This is a genomic window from Chryseobacterium piperi, from assembly GCF_002285635.2.
Taxonomy (GTDB): Bacteria; Bacteroidota; Bacteroidia; order Flavobacteriales; family Weeksellaceae; genus Chryseobacterium; species Chryseobacterium piperi.
Map to the genome: position 1 here is coordinate 1,358,364 of NZ_CP023049.2, position 25,214 is coordinate 1,383,577.

Annotated in this window: 25 protein-coding genes and 1 tRNA gene; 12 read left to right on the plus strand and 14 right to left on the minus strand. The window is 35.7% G+C overall.

Translation table 11 applies throughout. From position 1 onward, the window contains the following. Positions 1 to 5: 5 nt before the first annotated feature. From egtB to CJF12_RS06035, 3 genes are all read right to left on the minus strand, one after another. Entirely contained in the window at positions 6 to 1,178 is a 1,173-nt protein-coding gene (egtB, locus tag CJF12_RS06025) for an ergothioneine biosynthesis protein EgtB (protein WP_034687563.1), read from the minus strand. Between the two features lie 14 nt (positions 1,179 to 1,192). Beyond that, positions 1,193 to 2,179 (minus strand): L-histidine N(alpha)-methyltransferase, encoded by a 987-nt coding sequence (locus CJF12_RS06030; protein ID WP_034687565.1) that lies wholly within the window; start codon positions 2,177 to 2,179, stop codon positions 1,193 to 1,195. A gap of 298 nt (positions 2,180 to 2,477) precedes the next feature. Beyond that, positions 2,478 to 3,164, minus strand: a complete 687-nt coding sequence (locus CJF12_RS06035; RefSeq protein WP_034687567.1) for a potassium channel family protein — start codon at positions 3,162 to 3,164, stop codon at positions 2,478 to 2,480. A gap of 449 nt (positions 3,165 to 3,613) precedes the next feature. Here CJF12_RS06035 and CJF12_RS06040 point away from each other — a divergent pair, with 449 nt between their 5' ends. From CJF12_RS06040 to CJF12_RS06060, 5 genes are all read left to right on the plus strand, one after another. Then, on the plus strand, positions 3,614 to 4,399 hold the full coding sequence (locus CJF12_RS06040; RefSeq protein WP_034687568.1) for a Rossmann-fold NAD(P)-binding domain-containing protein: 786 nt from the start codon (positions 3,614 to 3,616) through the stop codon (positions 4,397 to 4,399). An 89-nt stretch (positions 4,400 to 4,488) separates the two neighbouring features. Beyond that, on the plus strand, positions 4,489 to 6,816 hold the full coding sequence (locus CJF12_RS06045) for an alpha/beta hydrolase family protein (protein ID WP_034687569.1): 2,328 nt from the start codon (positions 4,489 to 4,491) through the stop codon (positions 6,814 to 6,816). A gap of 61 nt (positions 6,817 to 6,877) precedes the next feature. Next, positions 6,878 to 7,510: a DJ-1/PfpI family protein gene (locus tag CJF12_RS06050; RefSeq protein WP_095591226.1), complete on the plus strand. Its 633-nt coding sequence runs from the start codon at positions 6,878 to 6,880 to the stop codon at positions 7,508 to 7,510. A 157-nt stretch (positions 7,511 to 7,667) separates the two neighbouring features. After that, entirely contained in the window at positions 7,668 to 8,510 is an 843-nt protein-coding gene (locus tag CJF12_RS06055; protein ID WP_034687571.1) for an alpha/beta hydrolase family protein, read from the plus strand. 129 nt (positions 8,511 to 8,639) lie between these two features. Then, positions 8,640 to 9,581 carry an alpha/beta fold hydrolase gene (locus tag CJF12_RS06060; protein ID WP_034687572.1) on the plus strand — a complete coding sequence of 314 codons (942 nt, stop codon included), beginning with the start codon at positions 8,640 to 8,642 and terminating at the stop codon, positions 9,579 to 9,581. 27 nt (positions 9,582 to 9,608) lie between these two features. On the opposite strand, the gene CJF12_RS06065 is transcribed toward CJF12_RS06060, so the two are convergent. The 3 genes from CJF12_RS06065 to CJF12_RS06075 all read right to left on the minus strand — a co-directional run bounded on the left by CJF12_RS06065 (position 9,609) and on the right by CJF12_RS06075 (position 12,802). Further along, the gene (locus CJF12_RS06065; RefSeq protein ID WP_034687573.1) at positions 9,609 to 9,968 is read right to left on the minus strand and encodes a VOC family protein; all 360 of its coding nucleotides are present in this window, start codon (positions 9,966 to 9,968) and stop codon (positions 9,609 to 9,611) included. A 162-nt stretch (positions 9,969 to 10,130) separates the two neighbouring features. Beyond that, complete coding sequence (locus CJF12_RS06070; RefSeq protein WP_034683537.1) at positions 10,131 to 11,132, minus strand: IS110 family RNA-guided transposase; 1,002 nt, start codon at positions 11,130 to 11,132, stop codon at positions 10,131 to 10,133. 650 nt (positions 11,133 to 11,782) lie between these two features. After that, positions 11,783 to 12,802: a bestrophin family protein gene (locus CJF12_RS06075; RefSeq protein WP_034687660.1), complete on the minus strand. Its 1,020-nt coding sequence runs from the start codon at positions 12,800 to 12,802 to the stop codon at positions 11,783 to 11,785. Between the two features lie 200 nt (positions 12,803 to 13,002). On the opposite strand from CJF12_RS06075, the gene CJF12_RS20145 reads away from it, so the two are divergent. The 3 genes from CJF12_RS20145 (at position 13,003) to CJF12_RS06085 (ending at position 14,671) form a co-directional block, all read left to right on the plus strand. Next, positions 13,003 to 13,476, plus strand: coding sequence for an SDR family NAD(P)-dependent oxidoreductase (locus CJF12_RS20145; protein ID WP_228379128.1), 474 nt, complete (start codon positions 13,003 to 13,005; stop codon positions 13,474 to 13,476). Between the two features lie 182 nt (positions 13,477 to 13,658). After that, positions 13,659 to 13,817, plus strand: coding sequence for a hypothetical protein (locus tag CJF12_RS20150; RefSeq protein ID WP_228379129.1), 159 nt, complete (start codon positions 13,659 to 13,661; stop codon positions 13,815 to 13,817). A gap of 41 nt (positions 13,818 to 13,858) precedes the next feature. Continuing rightward, positions 13,859 to 14,671, plus strand: coding sequence for a helix-turn-helix domain-containing protein (locus CJF12_RS06085; protein WP_034687662.1), 813 nt, complete (start codon positions 13,859 to 13,861; stop codon positions 14,669 to 14,671). 10 nt (positions 14,672 to 14,681) lie between these two features. Here the strand turns inward: CJF12_RS06085 and CJF12_RS06090 are convergent, their stop codons facing one another. After that, positions 14,682 to 15,818: a 1-acyl-sn-glycerol-3-phosphate acyltransferase gene (locus CJF12_RS06090; RefSeq protein ID WP_034687664.1), complete on the minus strand. Its 1,137-nt coding sequence runs from the start codon at positions 15,816 to 15,818 to the stop codon at positions 14,682 to 14,684. Between the two features lie 231 nt (positions 15,819 to 16,049). Between CJF12_RS06090 and CJF12_RS06095 the strand changes: the two genes are divergently transcribed. Beyond that, positions 16,050 to 16,730 (plus strand): DNA-binding protein, encoded by a 681-nt coding sequence (locus CJF12_RS06095; RefSeq protein WP_051887398.1) that lies wholly within the window; start codon positions 16,050 to 16,052, stop codon positions 16,728 to 16,730. Continuing rightward, positions 16,717 to 17,010, plus strand: a complete 294-nt coding sequence (locus tag CJF12_RS06100; RefSeq protein WP_034687666.1) for a hypothetical protein — start codon at positions 16,717 to 16,719, stop codon at positions 17,008 to 17,010. The genes CJF12_RS06095 and CJF12_RS06100 overlap by 14 nt, the downstream gene beginning before the upstream one ends. Here CJF12_RS06100 and CJF12_RS06105 read toward each other — a convergent pair. The 4 genes from CJF12_RS06105 to CJF12_RS06120 form a co-directional block, all read right to left on the minus strand. Beyond that, positions 17,007 to 18,389 carry a site-specific integrase gene (locus CJF12_RS06105; RefSeq protein ID WP_034687668.1) on the minus strand — a complete coding sequence of 461 codons (1,383 nt, stop codon included), beginning with the start codon at positions 18,387 to 18,389 and terminating at the stop codon, positions 17,007 to 17,009. The two genes, CJF12_RS06100 and CJF12_RS06105, sit on opposite strands and share 4 nt — an antisense overlap. Before the next feature lie 273 nt (positions 18,390 to 18,662). Beyond that, positions 18,663 to 18,747, minus strand: a tRNA-Ser gene (locus tag CJF12_RS06110). A 146-nt stretch (positions 18,748 to 18,893) separates the two neighbouring features. Next, positions 18,894 to 19,952 carry a 3-oxoacyl-ACP synthase III family protein gene (locus CJF12_RS06115; protein ID WP_034687670.1) on the minus strand — a complete coding sequence of 353 codons (1,059 nt, stop codon included), beginning with the start codon at positions 19,950 to 19,952 and terminating at the stop codon, positions 18,894 to 18,896. A gap of 237 nt (positions 19,953 to 20,189) precedes the next feature. Further along, the gene (locus tag CJF12_RS06120; RefSeq protein ID WP_034687672.1) at positions 20,190 to 20,537 is read right to left on the minus strand and encodes a winged helix-turn-helix transcriptional regulator; all 348 of its coding nucleotides are present in this window, start codon (positions 20,535 to 20,537) and stop codon (positions 20,190 to 20,192) included. A gap of 132 nt (positions 20,538 to 20,669) precedes the next feature. On the opposite strand from CJF12_RS06120, the gene CJF12_RS06125 reads away from it, so the two are divergent. After that, positions 20,670 to 21,731 (plus strand): NADH:flavin oxidoreductase, encoded by a 1,062-nt coding sequence (locus tag CJF12_RS06125; protein ID WP_034687674.1) that lies wholly within the window; start codon positions 20,670 to 20,672, stop codon positions 21,729 to 21,731. A 104-nt stretch (positions 21,732 to 21,835) separates the two neighbouring features. Here the strand turns inward: CJF12_RS06125 and CJF12_RS06130 are convergent, their stop codons facing one another. The 3 genes from CJF12_RS06130 to CJF12_RS06140 form a co-directional block, all read right to left on the minus strand. Next, complete coding sequence (locus CJF12_RS06130) at positions 21,836 to 22,225, minus strand: RidA family protein (RefSeq protein ID WP_034687676.1); 390 nt, start codon at positions 22,223 to 22,225, stop codon at positions 21,836 to 21,838. A 90-nt stretch (positions 22,226 to 22,315) separates the two neighbouring features. After that, positions 22,316 to 22,879, minus strand: coding sequence for a Crp/Fnr family transcriptional regulator (locus CJF12_RS06135; protein WP_034687678.1), 564 nt, complete (start codon positions 22,877 to 22,879; stop codon positions 22,316 to 22,318). Between the two features lie 395 nt (positions 22,880 to 23,274). Beyond that, complete coding sequence (locus tag CJF12_RS06140; RefSeq protein WP_034687680.1) at positions 23,275 to 23,574, minus strand: hypothetical protein; 300 nt, start codon at positions 23,572 to 23,574, stop codon at positions 23,275 to 23,277. Positions 23,575 to 23,881: 307 nt separating this feature from the next. On the opposite strand from CJF12_RS06140, the gene CJF12_RS06145 reads away from it, so the two are divergent. After that, complete coding sequence (locus CJF12_RS06145) at positions 23,882 to 25,177, plus strand: phage integrase SAM-like domain-containing protein (protein ID WP_051887399.1); 1,296 nt, start codon at positions 23,882 to 23,884, stop codon at positions 25,175 to 25,177. The last annotated feature ends 37 nt before the right edge of the window (positions 25,178 to 25,214 follow it).

The following is a 25,214-nucleotide window of genomic DNA, read 5'->3' on the forward strand; positions in this document are numbered from 1 at the left end:
ATCCATTATTTAGCCAATCTAATGCCTGTAAACTGCCATTGCAAGCTTGCATGAAAGAAATTCCGATAAGTATTCCTGCTGTGCCACGGAGATGTTGCCACTGAAGCCCCGCGCAGAACCATCTGGTTAACCATAAATTTACCATTGTATTCTCCTACAGCTCCTGCTTCTTTTTTGAAACCGGGGTAAGGTAAATAAGCACTTCCTGTCCATTCCCAACGATTTCCCCATTTGAATTTTTCAGAGGCAACCTCCCATTCTGCTTCTGTAGGCAGGCGCATTCCTTTCCATGCAGCATAAGCTGACGCTTCATAAAAATTAATATGACAAAGAGTTTCTTCAAGATCGAGTTCCTGTAACCCTTCTAAAGTATAGTACATCCATTTGCCATCTATATGATGCCAGTACAATGGAGATTGTGCATTATTTTGTTTCACCCAATCCCATCCTTCGGCATGCCAGTGTCTGAAATCAGTATATCCTCCGTCTTCTATAAACTGAAGATATTCTCCATTCGTTACCGCGCGGCTGGCTATTTTAAAATCCGGCAAATAAACTTTATGCCGTCCTAATTCATTATCAAAACAAAACCCGTTTCCTGAAAATCCAATTTCATAAATTCCTTCCGCAAAAGAAATCATTTCCATAGGAACAAGCTCTTCCTTTTCTGAAGCCTTATTTTTCTTATATACAGGGAAAAGCGGATTGTGTCCTAAAATATATTTGATATCCGTAAGTAATAATTCCTGATGCTGTTGTTCATGATTCAATCCTAATTCCAATAAGGATTCTACAGAGTCGGTCAGCCACTCACTTTGAAGGAAAGCCTGCATTTGTTCATCCACATACTGCCGGTAACGGTAAACATCTGCCACCGAAGGCCGACTCAGGTTTCCCCGATCTGTACGGATCACTCGAGCTCCGATGGTCTCATAGTAGCTATTGAATACAAAATTATATTGAGAATCAAAAACTTCATACCCCGGAAAATGGGGCATCAGTATGAAGGTTTCAAAGAACCAGGTTGTATGTCCTAAATGCCATTTAGGAGGGCTTACATCAACGATAGGTTGTACTACGTAATCCTCAATTTCAAGAGGAGCACAAATAGCTATAGAATGATTACGGATATCCGTAAATTTTTTAACGGCTTTATTAATCTTAGGATTTGCTATCATCTTTTTAGATTTAATTATTTTGTGACGGTCCAGACAGAATCTATAAACCAGTTTTTTGAATCTCTTATTTCTCCTTTGATCTCAAAACCTGATTTTTCTGCCAGTTCTTTTATATCTTCTTCTGAAAATTTCTGTGAAACCTCCATATCAATCAGCTCATTCTCTTTGAATGATATGGACGTTTGATCTATCGTTACTACCTGATCAACAAGGCTCACCAGATAGCTTCTACAGGCTCCGCTTACCGGATCATAGGTTTGATAGTGCTGAAATTCTTTCAAATCGAAATCAGCATCCAGCTCACGGTTGATACGGGTCAGAAGGTTCAGGTTAAAGGCTGCGGTAATCCCTGTTTTGTCATTATAGGCATTTAAAATAGTATGTGGGTTTTTCTTTAGATCAAAACCAATGAGCAACTGATCTCCTGCAGCAAGATTTTGTTTTAAACCTGAACAAAAATGATAGGCCTCTTCCAGCTCCATATTGCCTATATTACCCCCTAAGAACAAAATCACTTTTCTTCTTGAGGACAGTGCAGCTGCCTTATTCAGCATTTCAAAATATTCTCCCTCCAGACATACTGTATGTAATTCCGGGATATTCTTTTCTAATTTCTCTTGTAAAATCGACAGAATATTTCCGGAAATATCAATCGGCATATAGGTAAAATCCGTTCCCTTATCTACCAAGTATTTAAGAAAGTAAGATGATTTCATAGCATCCCCTGCTCCTAGTTCAATAAGATCAAAGGGACTGCTATCCGATGTAATAAGATCTGCAATTTCTGCTGTTTTATTTTTGAATATATCCAGCTCACATTGGGTGAGATAGTATTCGGGCATGGCCATGATTTTCTGGAACAGCTCATCTCCTATTTCATCATAGAAATATTTCGAAGATAACTTTTTAGGGGTATTTTGCAATCCCGATTTTATATCCAGGAAAAAATTTTCAGCCTTATTATGATTGTTTTTTATCTGAGTTTTGGTGTTTAAATTCATTTTACGTTTTCATTATAGGTTCGGTAAGCACTACTATTTTACCGTCGTCTACACTACTCTCCATAAAAGTATGCGCTTGATTATTCTCGCTAAATTTAAATATACGCTTAATTTTTGATTTAGCAATTTCATTTTTTTCAGCATATTGCAAAAAAACACGAAAATATCACCTTTAAACCTTGAGTTATAAAGAAAAATGATCTATTTGTTAAATATTTTTAAATAATTAAAAAAGATTTAACTTTTGTTAAAATAGCATGTACTCTTAGGCATTATTTCAATCACGCCATTGACCTGACTAGTCTATTTTTTTCGAAGAATTAGCACTCAGTCCCACCAATTTAGCAATAATAACGGCCGGAAATAAGATTCCCAACATGGAGAGGAACACGGACAGCATTTTGGTTTCCACCGATACGGGATGAATATCACCAAACCCCACCGTGGTTAAAGAAACTAAACTAAAATAGATAAAATGAACATAATCTTGATCCGAACCGGTCAACGTTATGGGTCCCGCAATAGATACTCCCGTTACCGCATTAATTATTTCAAATGCCAACGCTCCCATTAGCGCCAGCAGCAAATAAACATTTACTCCTCCGATAATACGGTACATATTGACACTGTCGTCACGAAAAAGCAAACGAACATTAATAGTGATAAAGACAATGGTATTGAGTATGGCAATTACATTTTCAAGAACATAGAATGAAAACGGATTATCTGAAAAACGAACCAATCTCAGAATACAGTGGATCATAAATAAACTGCCTGAAATTAACATCATCCATTTATTACGGGTTGAAAATATCCCTGAGAAAAATACACTCAAAAGTATGGTATTGTACAACAAAATCCCTTCTTTACTGTTATCCATAATGACAGGGGTAATGAATACTACTAAAAATAACATCAGCAACAGCACGACAAAACTGAGGTCCTCCAGCCAAAATGTTTGAAATTTTTCTAACGCTTTTTTCATCAGGTTATATGTATATAACAGTCTATAAAGTTAACAATAATCAGCTACTTCACTGTTTAAATCTTATCATGAATATTGTAACAGATTACAAGATACTTCAACTCTGAAAGTATTTCAGAGGCTTAAAAATATAAAAATACCTTATGAAAACAAAGATATACTTTTTAATACGCCGGATCATCAAACAGCATCAACGAATCAAGTGGTCAATATTATTTATCAAATTTCCAGTCATAAAAAATATGTTTTGACAAATTATATTTATAAAAATATTTTTTATTAAAATTTCATAGAAAAAACTAATTTTATATTTTCATTTTTACAAAAAAAAATAAACGGTTGTCATATTTTAACCGGAATTTGAGCTGATAAAAGAATTCTTTTTAAATTCAAATTCCTGAAATATCAACAATCTGAATTGAATAAAAAAGATTGAACTCCTTACTATTATGAAGAAAGCAGGAATTATTGGCTGTGGCTGGCTGGGCTCACGGATTGCAGAAGTACTTTCAAAACATTTTGAAATGTATACCACGATTACGAATCCGGATAAAATAGAGCAACTGGAATCTAAAGGGTTCCATCCTCGTCTTGCTAATTTCCCTGATTATTTATTGACTGAAAAGCACGCTCAATGGGATGTCATCAATAAGCTTGATATTCTGATCATCACGATTCCTCTTTCAGGGAAAAGCTGTTGTGTCAGTTCATTATACAACAGAATCCAAAACTTACTTTCCTTTATAGGCGAATTTAACGGGCAGCTGTTTCTCATGAGTTCGACGGGGGTGTATCCTGATCTTTCCAAAGAATTTTCTGAAGAAGATATGCCATCTGATCGTATTTCAGGTGAAAGAATGATCAAAGCAAAGTATCCTCAGGTTAATGTTTTAAGGTTAGCCGGACTCATGGGTGACGACCGTTTTTTGAGCAAGTATAAGGTTTCCAACCTGAATTTCTTCGTTAATCATATTCACTATATGGATGTCTGTTCAGTCATTAAAAAAATGATTGAAAAACAGGTTCATTCCAAAGTCTATAATGTAGTAGCTCCGATTCATCCTGTAAAATCAGAAGTGATCAGTATTCAAAAGAATGTTCCTCATTCAGAGGAACTTAATGCTGAGGGGAAAATAATTTTGTCTTCCAGACTTATTTCCGAGCTTAATTTTACATTTATCCATGCAGATCCAAGGTATTTTCATCAGCTGAGCTCTACCGAAGGACATTCATAATACAATAAACAGAGTATATAAATTTATGGTAGGAGTCTCTTCTCCCCAACAGAACAAAATACACCCAACCTAATCATAAACCCTATAGTATGAATGATAATACCTCTATCTGGAAAAAAGTAAAAAATCAGCTCCAACGTATAAAAACTTCGATTACCCCCGGCAAGCTAACGTTAATAGCGAGCGGTTATGGAATTCTGATCAGTGCTGTCATCTTTTTTATTGTGGTATCAGCCGACAAATTCCTTCCTGAAATAGGTTTGGGCAATTTCATTTTATTCCTGATCCTTTCTTTTTTAGTGAGTTATGTTATCGGTTTTCTTATAGGTGGCCTGGCAGGTTTACTTGGTAAAACCCCACCCAATTTCAGATACGCGATAGGCTTCGTACTCTTCTTTTTCTTCTATTTTATTTTGCTTACCCCTACCTTCCGCTGGATATTAACGGCCTTTATTATTATCTTCCCAGCTCTTACTTTTGGGGCATTATATTACTGGAAATCAAAATCTAAAGAACACTGGTCTTTAAGTCAAAAAATTTTAACTGCACTTTCACTTGTAACCGGAGCTCTCGGTTTAGTTATAGGCGGTTATATCTATTTATATGCTGGGCAATCACAATCTGTTCTAAAGAATTATAAGATGTCTGGTAGTCTCCCTGCTGCTATTGAAGCTTCCAACCCTGCCCTTCCGGGACAATATAAGGTTGCTTTTCTAAGCTATGGTTCAGGAAAAGATCAACACCGTGCCATCTATGGTAAAGACGTACGTATCAAAACACCATCTGTCGACGGTTCTATTCTTCTTAAGTCATGGGATGGGATTTCAGGTAAGCTGCGTACCCGATATTTCGGATTTGATAAAACACAACTTCCATTAAATGCCATGGTCTGGTATCCTGAAAATTTCCAGGGGCAAGCACCATTGGTCCTTATTGTGCATGGCAATCATTTGGCTCAGGACTGGTCGGAGGAAGGTTATGATTATCTGGGAAAACTTTTAGCCAGCAGAGGATATATTGTTGCATCGGTAGACGAAAACTTTTTAAATACGAGCTTTACGGATCTGGATCAAAAAGGTTTTAAGGATGAAAACGGTACCAGAGGCTGGCTGATGCTGAAGCATCTTCAACTATGGCGTCAATGGAATAAAGATCCTTCCAATCCTTTTTTTAACCGGATCAATATGGATCAGATTGCTCTGATCGGACATTCACGAGGTGGAGAAGCCATGTCTCATGCTGCTTTATTCAATAAACTACCCTATTTCCCGGACAATGCCAATGAAATTTTTGATTTCAACTTTAATATCAAGGCTTATGTAGCTATTGCACCGGTCGACGGACAATACCAGCCTGCATCGATATTAGCTCCATTGGAAGATATCAATTATTTCGTCATACAAGGCGTACATGATATGGATATGCAATCTTACGGAGGACTTGCCACTTACAAACGGATTAAGTATTCCCCCGACTATCAAGGTTTCAAAGCCGGTTTATATGTTCATCAGGCCAACCACGGCCAGTTCAATACTTCCTGGGGAAAGTATGACTCCAGCAGTCCCTACATTAACCAATTTAACATGACCAATCTGATGCCTGAAAATGAACAACAACAGATTGCCAAAGTATACATCAGTGCCTTTTTGGATGTCAATCTGAAAGGAGATATGAGATATAAACCTCTTTTTGTAGATTACCGTTATGGCCGTCAGTGGCTTCCGAAACATATTTATTTCAATCAGTTTGAAGACAGCCAAACTACTTTTATTGCACGTTATGAGGAAGATCTTAATCTATCTACCGCCACTTCGCAAGGGGTCACCATTAGTACTGAAAACCTCAGCCTCTGGAGAGAAGCACAGCAAAAACTGATGTGGAATAATCTTATTTCCAGGGCAGTATATATCGGATGGAACCATCAGGAAACCACTAATAAACCAGGCAGATATATATTTAATTTTGCAGAAAATACACATCCGGATTTAAAGGATCATGCATTGGCCTTTAATCTAGCGGAAAGTGACGAGCCTTCTGTAGCCGTAAAAAGGGGCATAAAAAAGAAGAAAGAGGAAAAAGAAAAAGCTCCAAAAAAAGACCAGGAGAAAAAGGCAATTGACTTCAGTATTGAAATTACAGACCAAAAAGGCACCCGTGCCCGGTTTCTTCTGAGTGAATGTGCCCCTTTGCAGCCTCAATTGAAAAAGAATTTAACCAAATTAAGCTTTTTCAATGATAATGCAGATGCAGAAGCTATTCCGGATTTCTTTTATTTTGATTTCAATATGCTTCAAAAGAAATATCCACAACTAGACTTAGGTAGTCTAAAATCCATTTCCTTTATCTTTGACAAAAGTCCTGAAGGAGTAATCGTTTTAGATGATGTAAGTATTGTAAAACTTCCTGGTACCCGTTAACTCACCATTTTTAAATACATGGATATAGATCCAAAAGGTGCTTTATTTAAAACAAACTGATATGATAAACAATAATGATAACAAGCTCTTCCTGGGAATGGTTGTATTTGATGGTTTTGAATTACTGGATGCTTTCGGACCTCTTGAGATGTTTGGTTTACTAAAGGATACGGTAGAGATTTTGATCATAGGCCAACACCATGGAACAGTAAAGAGTAATGCAGGCCCTTCGGTAGTTATAGACCGCACTTTTGAAGAAATCGAAAAGCTGGATATTCTGATGGTACCTGGCGGAGGCGGAACCAGGCAAGAAGTCAACAATCAACCTTTCTTAGATGCTTTAAAAAAATTAGGAGAACGGACACCGCATGTTGCTTCTATTTGTACAGGATCCGCAATTTTAGCTAAAACAGGATTAACAGATGACGTAAAGGCCACTACCAATAAACGGGCATATCAATGGGCTACAAGCCAAAGTGATCAGGTTTTATGGATTAAGGAGGCACGCTGGGTTGAAGACGGGAAATTTTTTACTTCATCAGGCGTTTCGGCAGGAACAGATATGGGATTAGCTCTTATAGAAAAGCTTTTTGGGCATGATGAAGCGATTAAAACGGCCAATGCTGCGGAATACATATGGAATGAAAATCCCCATGATGATCCGTTTGCAAAGCTAAATGGTTTAGTAGACTGATACAAAGAAGCTTATCATTAAAAGAATTGATATTCAAAATAAGATTGGATTACTTTCAACAAAAATTATGTACTACACTTAAAATCAGGCTTTATCTCTCTTCCACCAGCAGGATAAAATAGTACATTTATCAGGCATTATTTCTTAATATACTACCATGAAAACAGTAGAAATTATAACGGATAAAGGGTATCCCGTTTCTGCCAATGTCTTTGAGTCGCCGGAAAGTAAAACAATTCTTATTATCGCTTCTGCCACAGGAGTGAAGCAATCTTATTACAGAAAGTTCTCTGAATTTGTGTGTGAAAAAGGTATTTCGGTCATCACTTTTGATTATTTAGGAATCGGACAATCGCTTACACAACCTATTCAAAAACTGAATAATAATGCTTCTGACTGGGGAGCAACCGATTTGCATGCTGTCGCAGAATATGCAAAAAAACATTATCCTGAATTAAAGATTACCTTATTGGGGCACAGTATCGGAGGACAACTAATCGGACTATCTTCATCTTCAGTATATGCCAGTAAAATTATCCTCGTAGCAGCACAAAGCGGCTATTGGAAATTCTGGAAAGGTTTTGAAGGATATAAATTGTGGATGTATTGGAAAGTCCTTTTTCCTTCTCTGATCAATATATTTAATTATTTACCCTCTAAAAAAATGAGCGGCATGGAAAATTTACCCAAGAATGTGGCAAGGCAGTGGATCAAGTGGTGCCTATCTCCAGATTATCTCTTTGGAAGTATTTCTGATCAATATTTATTTTACAAAAATATCACGGCTCCCCTAACTTCCATCAGTATCAAAAATGACAAGTTTGCACCACGAAAAGCGGTTGAATGGATTACAAAGAAATATGAGAACACGGCCAGTAAAAGGATTCACTGGTCACCAGAAGACTTTAGTACTGATACCATAGGACATTTTGGTGTTTTCAGGGAAAAGTTTAAAGATGATATTTGGCCATTACTTTTAAATGAGATTAAACACAGCTAATTTCAAAAATAGTATATTGCATTAAAGGAAACCCGGGATTTTTTAATGTAATGAGAGGCATTAAACGGTCAGAGTTTTACATATTTCTAAAGCCATTTTGAACCGATTCATTCTATACATAGACAAAAAATGAGATTACCTATATCCTTTCTTCTAATAGCCTTATTTTATGGAACTATTGTTTTTTCGCAAACACCCGAAAGGAAATTTGTGACCATTAACAGCAAAAAATTAGCGTACAAAATTTTCGGAGCTGAAACAAGAAAAGCGAATGAACCTTTCCTCGTGTTTGAAAGCGGGCTGGGCTCCGGCGGAGGTAATTTTTCAAATCTATTTTCTTTTCTTCCCAATGATATTTCAGGCATAGTCTATGACAGAAATGGGATTGCCGAGTCAGAAACCGATCCTTCAATAAAAACTGATGCTGATGTTATAAAAAGGCTTCATGATTTACTGAACACTTTAAAAATAGCCCCTCCTTATTTATTCATAGGACATTCTATCGGCGGACCATTCATTCGCTTATATGCTTCCACTTATCCCGATGAAGTTTCCGGGCTTGTATTTATAGACCCCACCGATTATATGCTCACCCATGAAGAAGATGAATATGTAAAAAATAAGACTTCCAGTTCAACCGGATACAGGGATTTATTTCTTATTAACCTGAATTATATTTTAAAAGACTCATCCATCTCAACAGGCTTTCAGAGTGAAGTTAAAAGGGAACTCAATGAGAGTTCACCTGTCTTTTTTAAAAACTATACCGAATTGCCACCTCTTAAAAATATTCCAGTCACGGTATTAATTGCTTACAATAAGCATATTGAGAATTATGAGACAGAAATGAATAAAAGCCTGAAATTAAATATTAATTTGGTTTCATGGTGGAAAGAATTAGACGATTTAAGAATAAAACACTATGCAGATATGATAAAAAATAATGCTGACAGTCGTGTCATATTATTACCACAATATAGCCATGGGATTCACCATCAGAATCCCCAACTTGTAGCAAAAGCGATACAAGAGACTTATGAAAATTGCCTGAAAACATTAACCAAAAAATAGGACAGAAAAAGAATTAAGCCATAAAGTTTATTCATAATAATGTCCAACCTCTATCATTAGATTTTCAAAATTAAAATAGAACCCAAAGCTGTCCCTTATTTTTCTGGGTTCCTGCTCTCCTACAATGCCACCGGCTTTTAAACGTTGGTATACTTCATTCACCTTCTCTACATTGTCCAACATAAATCCAATGTGAAAAGCTTCCGGATATGCAGGGTTTCCTTCTCTGTTTTTCATAATCACCAACGTAAAATTACCTTCTCCTTTTAATACGGTAACAATATAATCTCCTTTTATATCGACACATTTAAAACCGAAATAAGTCTCAAAGAATTGTGTCGTCTTTTCAACGTCGGCAACGACTAGGTTAATATGGTTAAGCTTCATCTTCTTTTTGTTAAAAAGTGAATTTAGCTATTATTTTTTAATTTAAAATAAATAGGTATCATATTAAAAGAAAAATTAAAGAAAAAGTCAGATGGTATCTTCAATCGTTATCGGGTGTTACATAAAAAAGATAATATAAACATCTGTGCAAATCTGAGTATTCTAAGACATATGCAAATTATATCTTGTTAAATTTACAAAAGGTTCTTCCCTTTTTACGACAGCAAATATTCTATATACAATTTTACAGCATACAGCATTGATAATAGAATTATGTGCTTTTCCCTGTTGTTTTTTTCTTTGGTAATAAGATTTTAATTCTTCATCATAAATTACGGCAGAATTAGCACCATTAAAAAGAATCGTTTTAATTCTTTTATTTCTAAGTTTACTTGTTTTAGTTTTGCCTTGAACACTTGTTCCTGATGTATGCTCAAAAGGAGCAATCCCTGCATAACAGTTGAATTTCCTTGGGTTTTGAAAACTTGTAAAATTATTCGTTAATACAATCATATAAGCTGCTGTGAGGAATCCAACCCCTTTCACTTTGGTTATTTTTTCAAAGTTTCGGTTGAGGTGTTGTTGATTATGGATTTCCTGTTTTATTTTTTCTTCAACTAATGCTATATTTTTATCCAGTTGCTGTATATGGCCCATAATATCATTAATTTCAAAACTTACATCAGCTATTTTATTGATCTGATAAAAAGCTTTTATCTCATTCTTGAACTGTGTTCTTACCTTTATCAAATGATTTCTGTAGGTAAGAAGATTTTTTATCTTAAGCAGTTCTTTACTGGGAAGGAGATAAGGTTTAAGTTCTTTGCAATATGTTTTTGCATACTTGGCAATCCTCCAGGCATCAACTCGATCATTCTTTCCTCTTTGTATTCCCTGACTTAATTTTATTTCGAGAGCCGGGACCTGATAATAGCTTATTTCTTGGCTTTCCAATATCCTGGCAAGGAGCAGCCCATAATTTCCTGTATTTTCAAAGCAATACCACAATTGAGCATTCTCTGGGATGTTTCTTGAAATCATACTTTCAATTCCTGATAGAGTATTTTCAACTTTAAAAAAAATGTCTTTCTCTTCAGAATCACTCATGATACAAACATCCAAGGTATCTTTGGAAATATCAATTCCTATAAAATAACTTTTCATAACTTTGGATTTAGGATTTATCCTGAATGAACCATTTTGAATAATGCTAAAACCTTTAATAAGCCTTAATGCTTAACATTCTAAATGGCAGATATTCAAAAGAGAAAATAAAGTCTGATACTCAGAATAGTTCTGTTCTGGAAATCTGTTTAGTTCACTTTATTTTCTCTGGTTCTTCAGAATATAATTATTATCTAATTTAATACTAATTCATTGTGTAAATCTAAAGGTCATCTGTGGTGAAAAAAAATTAAACCACAAAAGACACAAAAGTTATTTAAAACACTTAAGCTATTTAAGTTCAATTCATAATGTATAACAAGTACACATAAGTTTCTTAAAAATCAAAGATTTTTATAAGATCTGCAAAATCAGCTCAATCTGCGAGCAAAAAATAACATAAATATCTGTACAAATCTTAGTAATTTGTGGCTAAGATTAACCGATCATTAAGAGATTTCCCCTTCGAAATGACAAACTCCCGTGAAATCCATATTGAGAAGTCTTACACTTAAAAGATCTCAATGCATTCCTCTCCATTTCTTGGTGAAAAGCACTTGGTCTGACGGAACCCGGAATTCAAGTTTCTTTACCCAATGAAAAACCAGGCTTATATGCCTGGTTTTATGATAAAACTTAATATGATTTTATTACATCAATATATCATTGATAGATTGTATAGGCTTAGGCAGATCAGTTTCTCCCAGCATTTGTAACAGATCGATCTCAATTGTCCGGCAAATGGAAAGCATAGGTATATCAGTCGCCAAGCCTTCAAATGGATTTTCTGAATAATCCCCGATCAGCTCCATCACCACATAAACCCATCCTACAATGGTACCAAATGGAACCATGAGCCAGATACTGGCTTCCCCTAATTTTGCAAACTCTGCCACAATTCCCAGAGGGAGTAAAAAAATAAATATACAAGTGAAAATAAAGCTCAGACTGGCATATTGCCTAGGCAATGGAAATTTCTTGATCCGCTCTGCTTTACCCTGATGATCATAAAAATCATTAAGAACCTTCTGCATATCGATCTGTTTCCAGATATGCAAGTATTCTTTCTCTTCAAGTTCTGCTAAATACTGCGATTGTAAATTGATTATCTGTGTGGCTGCATTGGCTGTATTCTTCCACTCATCAGCATCTGAAAAATAGGCGGCCTTTTGCTTTTCGTTTAAGTAATCTTTATACACCCCTATTCCATAGATCTCTCTTCGCTTCATTCCTACTTTTCCAAAAATCCATTTCAGGCTGGCATGTTCCCATTCGGTTGGTACAAGCAGCTGTTCTCTTAATCTGTACAGCCAGGCAATATGTCGGTATATTAATTTTGTCTTAATAGCCTTGAGTTCCTCAGGAGAAAGCTCGCTATTGTAAATATAGGCATTAACCAGTACTCCCCAACTCCTGCTGCTATTGACAATAGCACCCCATATTTTACGGGCTTCCCAAACCCTGTCATAAGATTGGTTATTTTTGAATCCTACATAAAAAGCTACAGCCGTTCCAATCAGCGATACTGGTAACCAGGGAATAGAGATCCATTTCCAATCCATAATATCATACATGAACGAAACGATAGCCATATACCCAATAAGCCACCAAAAATGATGACCTGAAAATTCTAATAGCCTTTTTAAGGTAATATTTTTTTTAACAAGCATTGTGTGTGTTTTTCACTCACAATATAATAAAACATTTAAGTTTATTACAACTCTATAATAGATACTAACGAAAAAATGGAGTAATAGATCCGTAGTACTAAATTAAGTTGACTTTTACAACAAAGTAAAAATGACCAGTAGAACAAAACAGTTTGATCATGAAGGAGGTACATTTGTTTCAATAATAAAAATAAACAGACATGAAAAAAGTATGGTTTATCACAGGCAGTTCAAGTGGATTAGGAAGAATCCTTACAGAAGCCATCCTCTTAAAGGGAGAAATCGTTGTGGCTACCGCAAGAACACCATCAAAACTACAAGATCTTATCAACAAGTACCAGGAACAGATTCTTGTATTAGAACTCGATGTTACCAACCAGGGACAAATCCAAAAAGCTGTATCGGATACTATTTCAAAATTTGGACGTATTGATGTTCTTGTCAATAACGCCGGTTTTGGTATAACCGGTGCCACAGAAGCATTTACCAATGAACAGGTGCAGAGCCAGTTTATCGCTAATTTACTCGCACCTGTTGAAATATGCAGAGCGGTACTTCCTTATATGAGAAAACAAAAATCCGGCAGGATTTTAAACCTGAGCTCTGTTGGCGGACTTGTAGCCAGCATTGGCCTTTCCATCTATCAGAGTGCGTGGGCTTCAGTGAGGCATTAGCTAAAGAAACAGCTCCACTGGGGATCAAAGTCACTTCAGTTGAACCGGGTGGAATGGGTACTAATTGGGCTGGACCTTCAATGTCTTTTGCACCTCATGTACCTGGTTATGAATCTACTGTTGATTAGCGTGTAGAATTCTTTAAAAGTGGTAACTTTATTCCAAAAAGTGATCCCGATAAAGTGGCACAGGTACTCATTGAACTTACAGATAGCCCAACTCCACCTATTCATCTGGTCCTTGGAAGCGACGCCGTAGGAATTTTGAATCAGGCAGAAAGTCTCAGGAAAGAAGAGTATGAAAAATGGATGCCGGTAACACTCTCAACTGACGCCATCTAACGAGCTCTTACTATTTTGATCACAATAATTAAGATATCAGGATGAATAATAATACGGATCATAAGGCATTCAGCACCATAACTTACGCCTGTTATTCCAGCAGAATGAGGGATGGTGAGCAGTTTATACCACAACATGTTTTCAGCTATCAGATTGCAGGTAAACTCATCTACAACAATGGTGAAAATGAATATGTTTTTGATGAAGGAAGTTTCCGGTTAACACGAAGAAATACCCTGATTAAGTTTAATAAGATTCCACCTGAAAATGGTGAATATCAAAATATTTCCGTTTTTATAGATCAAGCAATGTTGAAGAGTTTGAGTATGGAATATGATTATAAGGCGACCAAAAACCACTCCAGCGAACCGGCTTTCCATATACCATCCAATGAACTGCTATCAGCTTATCTGGAATCCTTAAAACCATACGATCAGCTCGATAAGCCCGGAAATGAGATGCTAAAAAATTTAAAGCTAAAGGAACTTGTAGTCCTACTACTCGAAACCCATCCTTTTTTAAAGGATATATTGTTCGATTTTACCGAACCCGGAAAAATTGATCTGGAGTCTTTTATGAACCGGAATTTTCGTTTCAATGTATCGCTTGAACGTTTTGCCTATCTTACAGGCAGAAGTCTTTCCACCTTTCAGAGGGATTTTGAGAAGACTTTTGCCTCAAAGCCCAGAAAGTGGCTGCAGCAAAAAAGACTTCAGGAAGCCTATTACCTCATTAAAGAAAAAGGAGTGAGTGCTTCTGACGTATATCTTGAAGTCGGATTCCAGAACCTCTCTCATTTTTCGTTCGCTTTTAAAAAGATGTTTGGCCTCCCTCCTTCACAGGTGTTATCTTGATAATTCTTATTTAAAGAACTTTACTAATACTTAATTTATTGACAACCGGATTAGCATACATGGCTAAAAAACTCTGCTTTAAAGCTTCATCAGAAATATCAATACGCATTTCCATTCTTCTTTCGAACAGCATTTTTTCATTTTCTGTATAACTTTCAGAATATTGAGTTGTTTTATGAAGTAAGTCGTAAGCAATAAAATTCGTCGGCCAAAGTTTATAATTCCTTATAATAGAATCATCAATCACTTGCGCAATGGCCTGCAACTGCTTATTTTTATTGTCGAACTTCGACATGATTTCATCAAATTCTGTATCAAGTACATGCCCTGCGTGCAGATGAATATGTTTTTTCTGTCCCAATACTCCACTTAACATAGTTGTAAAGTCTTCATTATCATTCTTAACATACACCTCATTTCTTGATTTAGCCATCAATTGTGGGATTTTAAGAACGTCTGTAGGATCATATTCATATGAAATAGATAACGGAACGATTTTCAGTGTTTTGAAGAAATCAGTCAAGGGCTGATTACCCGCCGCCATAGCAAGCATTTTTAAGACGCCTTGTTGAGTAGCGTCATTCCCGTCTTTGGTCCTGCCTTCGCGTTGTGCAATCCATACGGAACGATTCTCTTCATTGAGCAGGTTATAAATATACTCAGACATTACCTTGGAACTTTCAAGCTGTTCACGAATAGGCAATCCTCTTTGAACTAAAAAATTACGGTTTAATTTTGCAAGTATATGCAGAAATTTTTTCTGTACAAGATTATCTCCGATTGCCGAAGAAGTCATGATCAATCCGAGATCCAGCAATACTAAATTGAGCAGACAAGTATCCAAAACAATATCTCTGTGGCTGGATACATATAAATAGGCTGTATTCTTATCCAACTGATCAAAACCGGATGTGCTCAGTCCTTCAGAACTTTGTTTTATAATCTGACGAACGGTTTGCGATATACAGCTATGCTGAAAATCACCTATAGAATGAATCTCTTTAAATTGGTCGAGCCAAAATTGTTCATCACGGTCCGGAAAAGTAAACTGCATTAATGCCTTCATCATAGGATGTCGGGATATGCTTAGCAGCGCATCATTTACTTCATGGTCATCAAAGGGCCTTATATCATCAAATTTCGACATCTCTTTATTTAAAAAATTAAACGCACTGCAAAAGAACAAAAAATTATTGACTACAACCGATGATCGATGTCATAATTGCTATTTTATAAATAGGTTGCTGAAAATAAGCTTTAAATTTTCTATCTTTTCAACACCCATTGCCTGGCATTATAACAGATTCTCTATTGAATAGCACTCTTATTGGTATTCTATAAATTCTGTAACTTGATTTTTCAAAAATAACAACATCATATGAATTATACATACTTTTTTCTACTTCTTTCCATTTTGATTTTTCCTCACTATACATGGGGGCAAGTACATGATTATAACAGTACTCAGGTAGACAGTACAACTTTTGTACAAACCCGAATGATTATGAACAATTTATCTACTGAAAAGTTCATTAAAAAAGTTTTTCAATCGGATGATATGGAATTACCCTATAGATTTTTGATCCCGGAAAATTTTGATCAAAACAAAAAATATCCTCTGGTAATCACTTTTCATAACTCAGTCAGAATTGGAAACGATAATGAAAAACAGCTGGAGCCCCTCGCCAGAATTTGGCTGAGAGATGAAATTTATCATCATTATAACGGTTTTGTTTTAGCGCCTCAATTTAACAGCCGTTCTTCTGAATATGTCAAAAATAATGATGGGCTCATGGTTTCTCAACCTTCAAAAGACCTCTTTACCTTACTGAAACTCATTAATACTATAGAAGTTGAATACCCTTCTATTGACAAAACCAGGATTTATCTTGTAGGATTCTACAGTAGAAGCAAAACTATTCGACAGATCATGAATATCTCACCTGGAACACTCCAAAATATTCGTGTTGCAGGAAAAATTCGTTTTCGAAAAGTAATGGGATCATATTATTACAGTAGAACTGATTTATTAAAACTATTTGGAAATGACAACGGATAGTGCATTAAAATGGTTGAATTTCTTTAATCTCATTGCAAATGACCCAAGGCTAAATGTTTGGCATTTAGCCTTGTTGTCAGCATTGGTTCAATTGGCCTATTTGCAAAATGAGCCGAGGATCATAAGGGTAAGCAGGAGCAGACTCATGGCCCTTTCTCATATTCGCACTCTGCCTACTTATCACAAGTATTTTAAAGAGCTTCAGGACTTTGGTTATGTAAAATATATCCCCTCTTATCATCCCGGATACCGAAGTACGGTAGAAATTACAGGATTTTAAGCTCTGTAAACCTTTAATTGATTCAGTATTTCTTCAACTTGAACAATCTTCTCTTCAAAACTTTGAGAGCTTCTAGAATGTTGCATTTGTTTCAAATCTCTCAACTCGTTTTCGAATCTCAGCAATATTCTAGAAAAATCATTACTACTTTCTAATTTATCTGATGCGAAAAGCCTTTCCCCTAAACCTATCATTTCTTTACTGATTGTTTCCTGCTCCGTAATAGCGTAATCCTCAGTTTGGGTTACTGAATGGTGACCCAACATTTCTTTGACCACATGGATGGGGACACCATTACTCAGTGTTACCGTACTGGCGAAAGTGCGTCTGAACCTGTGGGTATTAAGTGTACCGCTAATTTTGCACAGTATTGCAATTTCTTTAAGATACTCATTCATCTTCTGATTTGATTTTACCGGGAGTACAGAACCTCGGGAAATACAGGTCGGGTGATCTTTATATTTTTCGATGATCTTCAAAGCTTCTGGTAACAAAGGAATATTAGTAGTAGATTTTGTTTTTTGCCTACTGCTCATGATCCACAATCTCCCATCATCCCCTTCTTGAATAACTTCTTTTTTCAGTTGATAAACATCAATGTATGCCAATCCGGTATAACACTGGAAAACAGAAATATCTCGTACAATAGAAAGCCTTTCTGTAGAGAACTGCTTATTTTCAAGCCGATAAAGTTCTGCTTTGGTAAGCGGTTTTTTCTTGATCTTCGTCTTTTTACCTTTGAACAGTACAAATGGATCTTTGGAAATGATTTCCTTGGCAATCGCGCGAAGCACAATTTTTTTTAAATTACTTATATACTTTAAAGTCGTATTGTTAGCGCAGTTTCTGACCGTTTTTAAGTAAAATTCATAATCCTTGATAAATTCATAGTTGAGCTCACGAAACTCCAAATCTTCTCTATGATATTTGAAACGGATAAATTCCTGTACATGAGATCGTGCAGTTACAAAACGGGTATGAGTTCCCTTTGCAAATTCTTTAGGAACCAATGCGTCCATTTCATCATTATGCTTTTGAAACTCTTCGAGTACTTTAGCCTTTGCTACGTTGTTACCTTTTACAAAATCAATAATCTTAGCTGCTGTAATGGTTTGGCTGGCATTAATTAGCTCCGTTTTGTAATTGCTAATTTTTGTTACCAATGATTCCAAAAAGAAATTAATCGCTTTAGCGTCTTCTTTAGTACCTGTTGCTCTTTCTAGTTTCTGATCCCATCTTTGAATATCCCATCTTCTTTTAGTGGATGTTTCTTTTGGTGTTCCATCAACAGTAACTCTCAAATAAACATATCTGACCGTATCAGATTTCTTTTTCGGACTCTTCAAAAAGAAGGTTAGTCCATAACTTGTTTCTAGCATAAGCCGACAATTTTAAAAGTTAGTAAATGTCGAACTAAAGCTCCCTCGAATCAAGTCGTTAACGAGTTTTACATGTTGATATACAGATTGTTATACTTAAATCTGTGGCACTTTTTTTGAGATTTAAAAGTGCCACGAATGTGCCACAAACATTTAGAGCATTTTTGAAAATTTTGGCTGTCTATACTAAAAACAAAAAACCTGCAATCCTTTAAAATTGCAGGTTTTACAAGCTTTTGAAACATTTGCTATGTGATTAGCGATGTTCAGTTGCGGAGAGTGAGGGATTCGAACCCCCGGACCTGTTACAGTCAACAGTTTTCAAGACTGCCGCAATCGACCACTCTGCCAACTCTCCTTAAACTCCGATTACATCGTCGTTTTCAGTGGTGCAAATATAAAAAGTTTTTTTGTTTCTGGCAAAATATTTTTAACAGTCAAGCGATAAAAAACAATAAAATTCTGTTTTCAATTGAGAATCAACTGGTAAAAATTAATATTTTTTTAGAATTTATAAACAAATGCATTCACATTCATTCCAGCTCCTACCGAAGCAAACATGACAATATCTCCTTTATTAATTTCATGTAATGCCAATTCATCATTCAGAATCATCGTCAATAAAGACGGAATGGTTGCTACACTACTATTCCCTAGTTTACAAATAACCATTGGCATGATATGCTCAGGCATAGGCCTGTCATAAAGCTGGTAGAACCTCTTGACAATAGCTTCGTCCATTTTTTCATTCGCCTGATGGATAATAATCTTGTTCAGCTGATCGATTTCATATCCACTATCGTTCAGACATTTTTTCATCGCATCCGGAACATTGGAAAGTGCAAATTCATAAATCTTTCTGCCTTCCATTTTGATATATTTGGTATCCGGACAGCAATCGTTTTTATACGATTTTCCAAAATACAGATAATCTTTTTCATTCAATGTAAAGGAAGCGGAAACATGGGATTGTATTCCGGAATCATCATCAGAAATCTCTAAAATAGAGGCTCCAGCCCCATCCGCATAGATCATGCTATCTCTGTCGTGAATATCTACAACACGGGATAGCGTTTCGGCTCCTATAACCAGGCAGCGCTTGGCAATTCCCGCTTTAATAAAGGCGTTGGCCTGTATCACTCCTTCAATCCATCCCGGACATCCGAATAATACGTCATACGCTACACAAAAATTGTTTTTGATTTTCAAAAGATGTTTTACCCTTGAGGCAAGACTTGGAACGGTATCAGATTGAATGGTTCCGAAGCGAACGTCGCCAAAATTATGGGCAAATATAATGTAGTCTAATGTTTCTGGATCGATTCCGGCGTCATCTATCGCTGCCTGTGCAGCAATTAATCCTAAATCCGAAGTAACCTGATCATTACTTGCATATCTTCTTTCTTCGATGCCTGTAATCTCCTTTAGTTTACTGGCAATAATTGCATTACTCTCTTTTAATGACTCGCCGCTTTTGTTTATAAAATTGTGTTTATCAAAGAATAAATTGGTAATGGTTTCTGGGGGAATGTAGTTTCCTACACCGATGATTTTACTAGTCATTTAAAAGTTATGATCTTTTAATTCATTTTGATTTAAGAATTAATTCGATAAATATAACGATTAAATGTAAAAAATAGTACCTCTGGAAAAATTATCTCTTAATTTTATCCTTAATCTGCTATGCATATCATAACCATTTTCTTCTATAATCTCTATACAAATCTTTCAATTCCTGATGAATATTCTACCTATTGTTCTAAAATACAGTTCATCAGCTGTATTTTATTCTTTCTGCTATCAAGCCTCAGCATCTGCTAAAGCCTCTTTCACATCATATGTTCTTTCCCAGTCTTCCAGCAAGTGCAAAATCGGTAAAAGAGCCAACCCTTTATCCGTGAGATAGTATTCAACCCTGGGAGGCAATTCTTTAAATTCTTCCCGGGTTAACAGACCATCCTCTTCCATTTCTCTTAACTGGTCCGTAAGAACCTTCCGGGAAATTACATGAATACGTGCGTCAATCTGTCCAAAACGTAATCTCCTGTCTTTGATCACCATTACAATGATCGGTTTCCATTTACTTCCAAGCGCCGACATTGCTTTTCCCAAAGGGCAGTTGCATTGCGTCATTTTGTTTTGTCTCATAGGTTACCCGTAAGTTACTATTATTTGTTACGGCAAAGTTACCACAATTTTTCGTCAATAGATACAAAAACGAATTATTATTAGTTACTTTGTGTAACAAAAAGAAAATTACACTAATAAATTTATTATAAAATGAGTACAAACGCATTATTTACTCCATTCAATTATAAAAGCTTACAGCTTAAAAACAGACTTGTCATGGCTCCTATGACCAGAGCACAATCAGCAGATGGAGTACCTACGCAGAAAATAGCAGATTATTATGGACGAAGAGCGGCTTCAGAAGTAGGATTAATCCTTTCTGAAGGAACGGTGATTAACCGCCCAGCTTCTAAAAATGTGCAGAACATTCCCGACTTCTACGGAACAGAAGCATTGGAGGGATGGAAAAATGTAATCAATCAGGTACATCAGAATGGCGGTAAAATGGGACCACAGATCTGGCATGTAGGTGACACCAGAATGTCCGAAGAGTATCCGGCTGTTCCTATGGAGAAGGCTTCCACCATGTCATTGGAAGATATCCAGGATACCATCCGTCAATTTGCAGCTTCTGCAAAATCAGCTAAAGATTTGGGTTTCGACTGTCTTGAAATCCATGGAGCTCACGGATATCTTATCGACCAGTTCTTCTGGGAAGTAACGAATACCAGAACGGATGAATACGGTGGAAAAACACTGAAAGAAAGATCACGTTTTGCTGTAGATATTATCAAAGCAATAAGAGCAGCGGTAGGAGAAGATTTCACCATCATCATCCGTCTTTCTCAATGGAAGCAGCAGGACTACAAAAGCAGATTAGCCCTTACTCCTTCAGAAATGGAAGATTGGTTGCTTCCAATGAAAGAAGCAGGAGCAGATATCTTTCACTGTTCACAACGCCGTTTCTGGGAACCTGAATTTGAAGGTTCTGATCTTAATTTCGCAGGATGGGCAAAAAAAGTAACGGGTCAACCAACTATTACGGTAGGATCGGTAGGTCTTAAAGGTGACTTTATGGCTGCATTTGCAGGAGAAAGTTCAGAAAAATCAGATCTTACAGAGTTAATCAGAAGACTGGAAAGAGAGGACTTTGACCTTGTAGCAGTAGGACGTGCATTACTTAATGATCACCAATGGGTCAAAAAAATAAAAGAGGGGAAATTAGAAGAACTTTCCGGCTTTTCAGCTGAAAGCATGGGAGTTTTATACTAAGACTTTTTCCTGTTTTTATATCACTTTAATTTTCTTCAATACCAGACTCCTTCAAATCGATGATTTGAAGGAGTCGATTTTTTAACGGCCGGTTTAAATAAAGATTATTTCACCACAGTCGCTTCCAACTCTACTGTTAACGTCTCGAATAATCCTGTCACTTCCAACATGGTAACCGCCTGCTCGATACCATGTTTTCCAATCCATTCCTGAAGAATAGGAAAATGAGGCCAAAGCTCTTTAGTCGAGGTAGTATAAATATTGAGCCTTACAATACCATTACATTGATATCCCGCAGTGCTTATTACTTCTTCCAAGTTAGCAATAGCCTGTTGAAGCTGGGATTTCATATCTTCATTACTGGAGATCCCATCAGGATCAATCGCTGCCTGGCCGGAGCAATATAAAGTACTTTCTACATTTTTTACTTCGACAGCCTGAGAATAGCTGCGTTCGTTTTGCCATTTCCAGGGATTGATTGTTCTTTTTTCCATTATTTTAATATTAGTATGGCAAAATTGCAATTTATCCCCAAGGCCATCTCTTGACCTGGATCACCATTATGAAGTGATGAACATCACATATTAACGAGACAAACGGCTTAATGTTTCCCTTGAAACACCCAGATATGCTGCCAGAAGTGATTTCGGAACCCTTTGTACCAGCAATGGATATTGTTGGAGCAATTGATTATAGCGCTCTTTAGTACCGGAGGTCATCATAGAAATAATGCGTTGCTGGGCTGCAATAAAACCAAAATAAGCCTTCTCAAGGAAAAACCTTTCTATCTTCGGAAGTTCATTGCATAGTTTTCTGTAGTTTTCAAGGCTTACGCATAATACTTCCGTATCTTCAATACATTCTAGTGACATGGTTGCTTTTTTCTGTGTATAAAAAGCCTGAAAATCACTTTCCCACCAATCTTCCATTGCAAAACCAACAATATGGCTTTTACCCGTATCATCCGTATATACTAATTTTAAAAGCCCTTTCACTACGAAATAATGATAAGTAACCGGCTCTCCTTCCTGTATTAAAAACTGGTATTTTTTATATTTTTTCCCGATAAAATAGGAAGCTACGATCGCAAATTCCTCATCAGTAAGAGGAACTACTTTTTCGATATGTATTCTTAATGGATCAGACATTGTTGCATTTATAAAAATATAAAAGTAGTATTTTTACTTTTTCTATTATTTAGCTAAACACATATTAATTAAAAAACAGCTTTTAATAGTGCGAAATTTTTAAATTGTGGATTAATCATAAAACCGTGATATTTCTGATCAAACTTTTGTTCCCAACCCAAATTCACATTAATTTAGTTGTTATAAAATCGTCAATTGAAATCATAATGTGAATATTTTTAAAAATTAACATAATTGATATTTTTTTAATAATATTATATTATTTTACGAAATTATTTCTTTAATACCCACTTTATTTCAGGAATAGTCCATTGAAATCTATTATGACTCCAGAGAAATTCTTATTTTCTGTTTTTTTCGCTAGTGAAAATGAATCATAAATAACAAAAAATGACCTAATGATGCTTAGACGAAGCCCTGGCTCCTGAATAGTAAAGGATCAAAGCGAGCCCCAGTAAAAATAAAATAGGAACATAACTGTCAATATTCGATTCATAAACCTCTTGATCCGGCTCAGGAAGACGGTTGTCCTTAGTATTAGTAAAATCCATATTGATATTAACCGGTGGATTTTGATCATAGTTTCCGGCTAATAATACAGGAAAAAAATTCTCTTTCTCCTTCTGAGTGAAACTACTAAAAATAAAAAATAACGAGATCATAATGAATACTAAAAATGGGTGAATCTTTTTCATATATATAAAGTTTTAAATTGCAAATCCCAAAGACATAGTCCTACTTAGACTATTTTTGAAAATATCTTATTAGTATTCAATCTTAACCATAAAATAACATCTAAAAAAACACCGATTTAATCACATTATCAATCAGATAGCACACCACTTAAAGGGTCATTATTTTTTTCGTATATTTATCAACACCAACACTTTATTATATTCGTTGTATTCTTAAATTTGATTATATTTGTACGCATAAGTAGTCTAAGTAGGACTACTTTTTTTTATTAAATTCGTTGATAATTAATCCTTTAAATTATCAAAAATGACATTCCAGTTTTTTCTCACAACGAATGGTGGGCTAAAAAAGATCAATCTTAAGATCTCTGATCCTTCGAAAAATACCCATTTTATATTTCGAACACCATTTAGCATTGATGAGAATGATTGGGACCCCAAAAAAGAAAGACCTAAGAATATCTATATTAAAAAATACAAACGACTGTATGAGAAAATGAATAACCTAAAACTTGAGTTAAAACAATACATTGAAAAGAAAAATGAAATCGGAAAGTCAATTAATCAAAGGTTATTATCAGCAAAAGCCAAGCAGATATATGCTGAAGGAAAAAAAGAGTTTTTTGAAAGTACATTGCTACACTTTATGCAGCTGTACATTTCTACAAAGGAGAATTTAATTTGTACATCCACCTATAAACGTTATAAAGTCTTTTTCAATCTCTTACAAAGATTTGAAGCCCACATGATGAGTCGTCTGCGTATCGATGAAATTAATGCTACATTCATCAAAGACTTTATGATTTTTGGTAAAGAAGAGCAATATAGTGAAAATACCATTTACAGAACCATCCATTTTGTAAAAACCATATTAAATTTTGCAGAAAGAAAAGGTATTCGCACCTGTGTACGCGAGCTGGAAATAAAAAGAGAAAAGCAAAATAAGGAAATCATTACACTCAATGAGCATGAACTGATTCAAATAAAAAAAACCAATGTTCCGGTAGAATTACAAGCTGCAAAAGACTGGCTTATCATCAGCTGCTACACTGGCCAGAGGTTTTCCGATTTCATGCATTTCTCCACCGATCAACTGATTCAAATTGATGGTAGAACCTGCATAAGCTTTGTTCAACAAAAAACACAAAAACAAATAATCCTCCCCTTACACCCTACAGTACTTAATATTTTACGGAAGAATAATAGCCAATTTCCTTCCCTGATGGATATGAAAGACTACAATGACTGTATTAAAAGAATTGCTAAAATTGCAAAATTAAACGAAAGGGTGAACGCTAAAAAACGCTTTGGTTTCAGGTCGAAAAATGTGGAAACTGAAAAATGGAATGTCATCTCCAGCCATATTGGAAGAAGAAGTTTTGCAACCAATTTCTATGGAAAGATCCCTACTCCTCTATTAATGGAAGCTACGGGACACAGTACTGAACAGATGTTTCTCCGCTATATTAACCCCGTTAATATGGAAAACGTAATATCATTAGGTAAATATTTTGATAAAATGTATACAGATAGAAACCTTAGTGCCAATATCATGCAATCTTCCCAATCTAATAAACACTTCAAAATTGAATCAATAAAATAGAAAGACTGAAGCCTATTGGGCACAACGCTTACAAGTA

Coding starts and splice junctions, on each gene's coding strand:
- egtB (WP_034687563.1), bottom strand. CDS start 1,178: ATGATAGCAAATCCTAAGATTAATAAAGCCGTTAAAAAATTTACGGAT.
- CJF12_RS06030 (WP_034687565.1), bottom strand. CDS start 2,179: ATGAATTTAAACACCAAAACTCAGATAAAAAACAATCATAATAAGGCT.
- CJF12_RS06035 (WP_034687567.1), bottom strand. CDS start 3,164: ATGAAAAAAGCGTTAGAAAAATTTCAAACATTTTGGCTGGAGGACCTC.
- CJF12_RS06040 (WP_034687568.1), top strand. CDS start 3,614: ATGAAGAAAGCAGGAATTATTGGCTGTGGCTGGCTGGGCTCACGGATT.
- CJF12_RS06045 (WP_034687569.1), top strand. CDS start 4,489: ATGAATGATAATACCTCTATCTGGAAAAAAGTAAAAAATCAGCTCCAA.
- CJF12_RS06050 (WP_095591226.1), top strand. CDS start 6,878: ATGATAAACAATAATGATAACAAGCTCTTCCTGGGAATGGTTGTATTT.
- CJF12_RS06055 (WP_034687571.1), top strand. CDS start 7,668: ATGAAAACAGTAGAAATTATAACGGATAAAGGGTATCCCGTTTCTGCC.
- CJF12_RS06060 (WP_034687572.1), top strand. CDS start 8,640: ATGAGATTACCTATATCCTTTCTTCTAATAGCCTTATTTTATGGAACT.
- CJF12_RS06065 (WP_034687573.1), bottom strand. CDS start 9,968: ATGAAGCTTAACCATATTAACCTAGTCGTTGCCGACGTTGAAAAGACG.
- CJF12_RS06070 (WP_034683537.1), bottom strand. CDS start 11,132: ATGAAAAGTTATTTTATAGGAATTGATATTTCCAAAGATACCTTGGAT.
- CJF12_RS06075 (WP_034687660.1), bottom strand. CDS start 12,802: ATGCTTGTTAAAAAAAATATTACCTTAAAAAGGCTATTAGAATTTTCA.
- CJF12_RS20145 (WP_228379128.1), top strand. CDS start 13,003: ATGAAAAAAGTATGGTTTATCACAGGCAGTTCAAGTGGATTAGGAAGA.
- CJF12_RS06085 (WP_034687662.1), top strand. CDS start 13,859: ATGAATAATAATACGGATCATAAGGCATTCAGCACCATAACTTACGCC.
- CJF12_RS06090 (WP_034687664.1), bottom strand. CDS start 15,818: ATGTCGAAATTTGATGATATAAGGCCCTTTGATGACCATGAAGTAAAT.
- CJF12_RS06095 (WP_051887398.1), top strand. CDS start 16,050: ATGAATTATACATACTTTTTTCTACTTCTTTCCATTTTGATTTTTCCT.
- CJF12_RS06100 (WP_034687666.1), top strand. CDS start 16,717: ATGACAACGGATAGTGCATTAAAATGGTTGAATTTCTTTAATCTCATT.
- CJF12_RS06105 (WP_034687668.1), bottom strand. CDS start 18,389: ATGCTAGAAACAAGTTATGGACTAACCTTCTTTTTGAAGAGTCCGAAA.
- CJF12_RS06115 (WP_034687670.1), bottom strand. CDS start 19,952: ATGACTAGTAAAATCATCGGTGTAGGAAACTACATTCCCCCAGAAACC.
- CJF12_RS06120 (WP_034687672.1), bottom strand. CDS start 20,537: ATGAGACAAAACAAAATGACGCAATGCAACTGCCCTTTGGGAAAAGCA.
- CJF12_RS06125 (WP_034687674.1), top strand. CDS start 20,670: ATGAGTACAAACGCATTATTTACTCCATTCAATTATAAAAGCTTACAG.
- CJF12_RS06130 (WP_034687676.1), bottom strand. CDS start 22,225: ATGGAAAAAAGAACAATCAATCCCTGGAAATGGCAAAACGAACGCAGC.
- CJF12_RS06135 (WP_034687678.1), bottom strand. CDS start 22,879: ATGTCTGATCCATTAAGAATACATATCGAAAAAGTAGTTCCTCTTACT.
- CJF12_RS06140 (WP_034687680.1), bottom strand. CDS start 23,574: ATGAAAAAGATTCACCCATTTTTAGTATTCATTATGATCTCGTTATTT.
- CJF12_RS06145 (WP_051887399.1), top strand. CDS start 23,882: ATGACATTCCAGTTTTTTCTCACAACGAATGGTGGGCTAAAAAAGATC.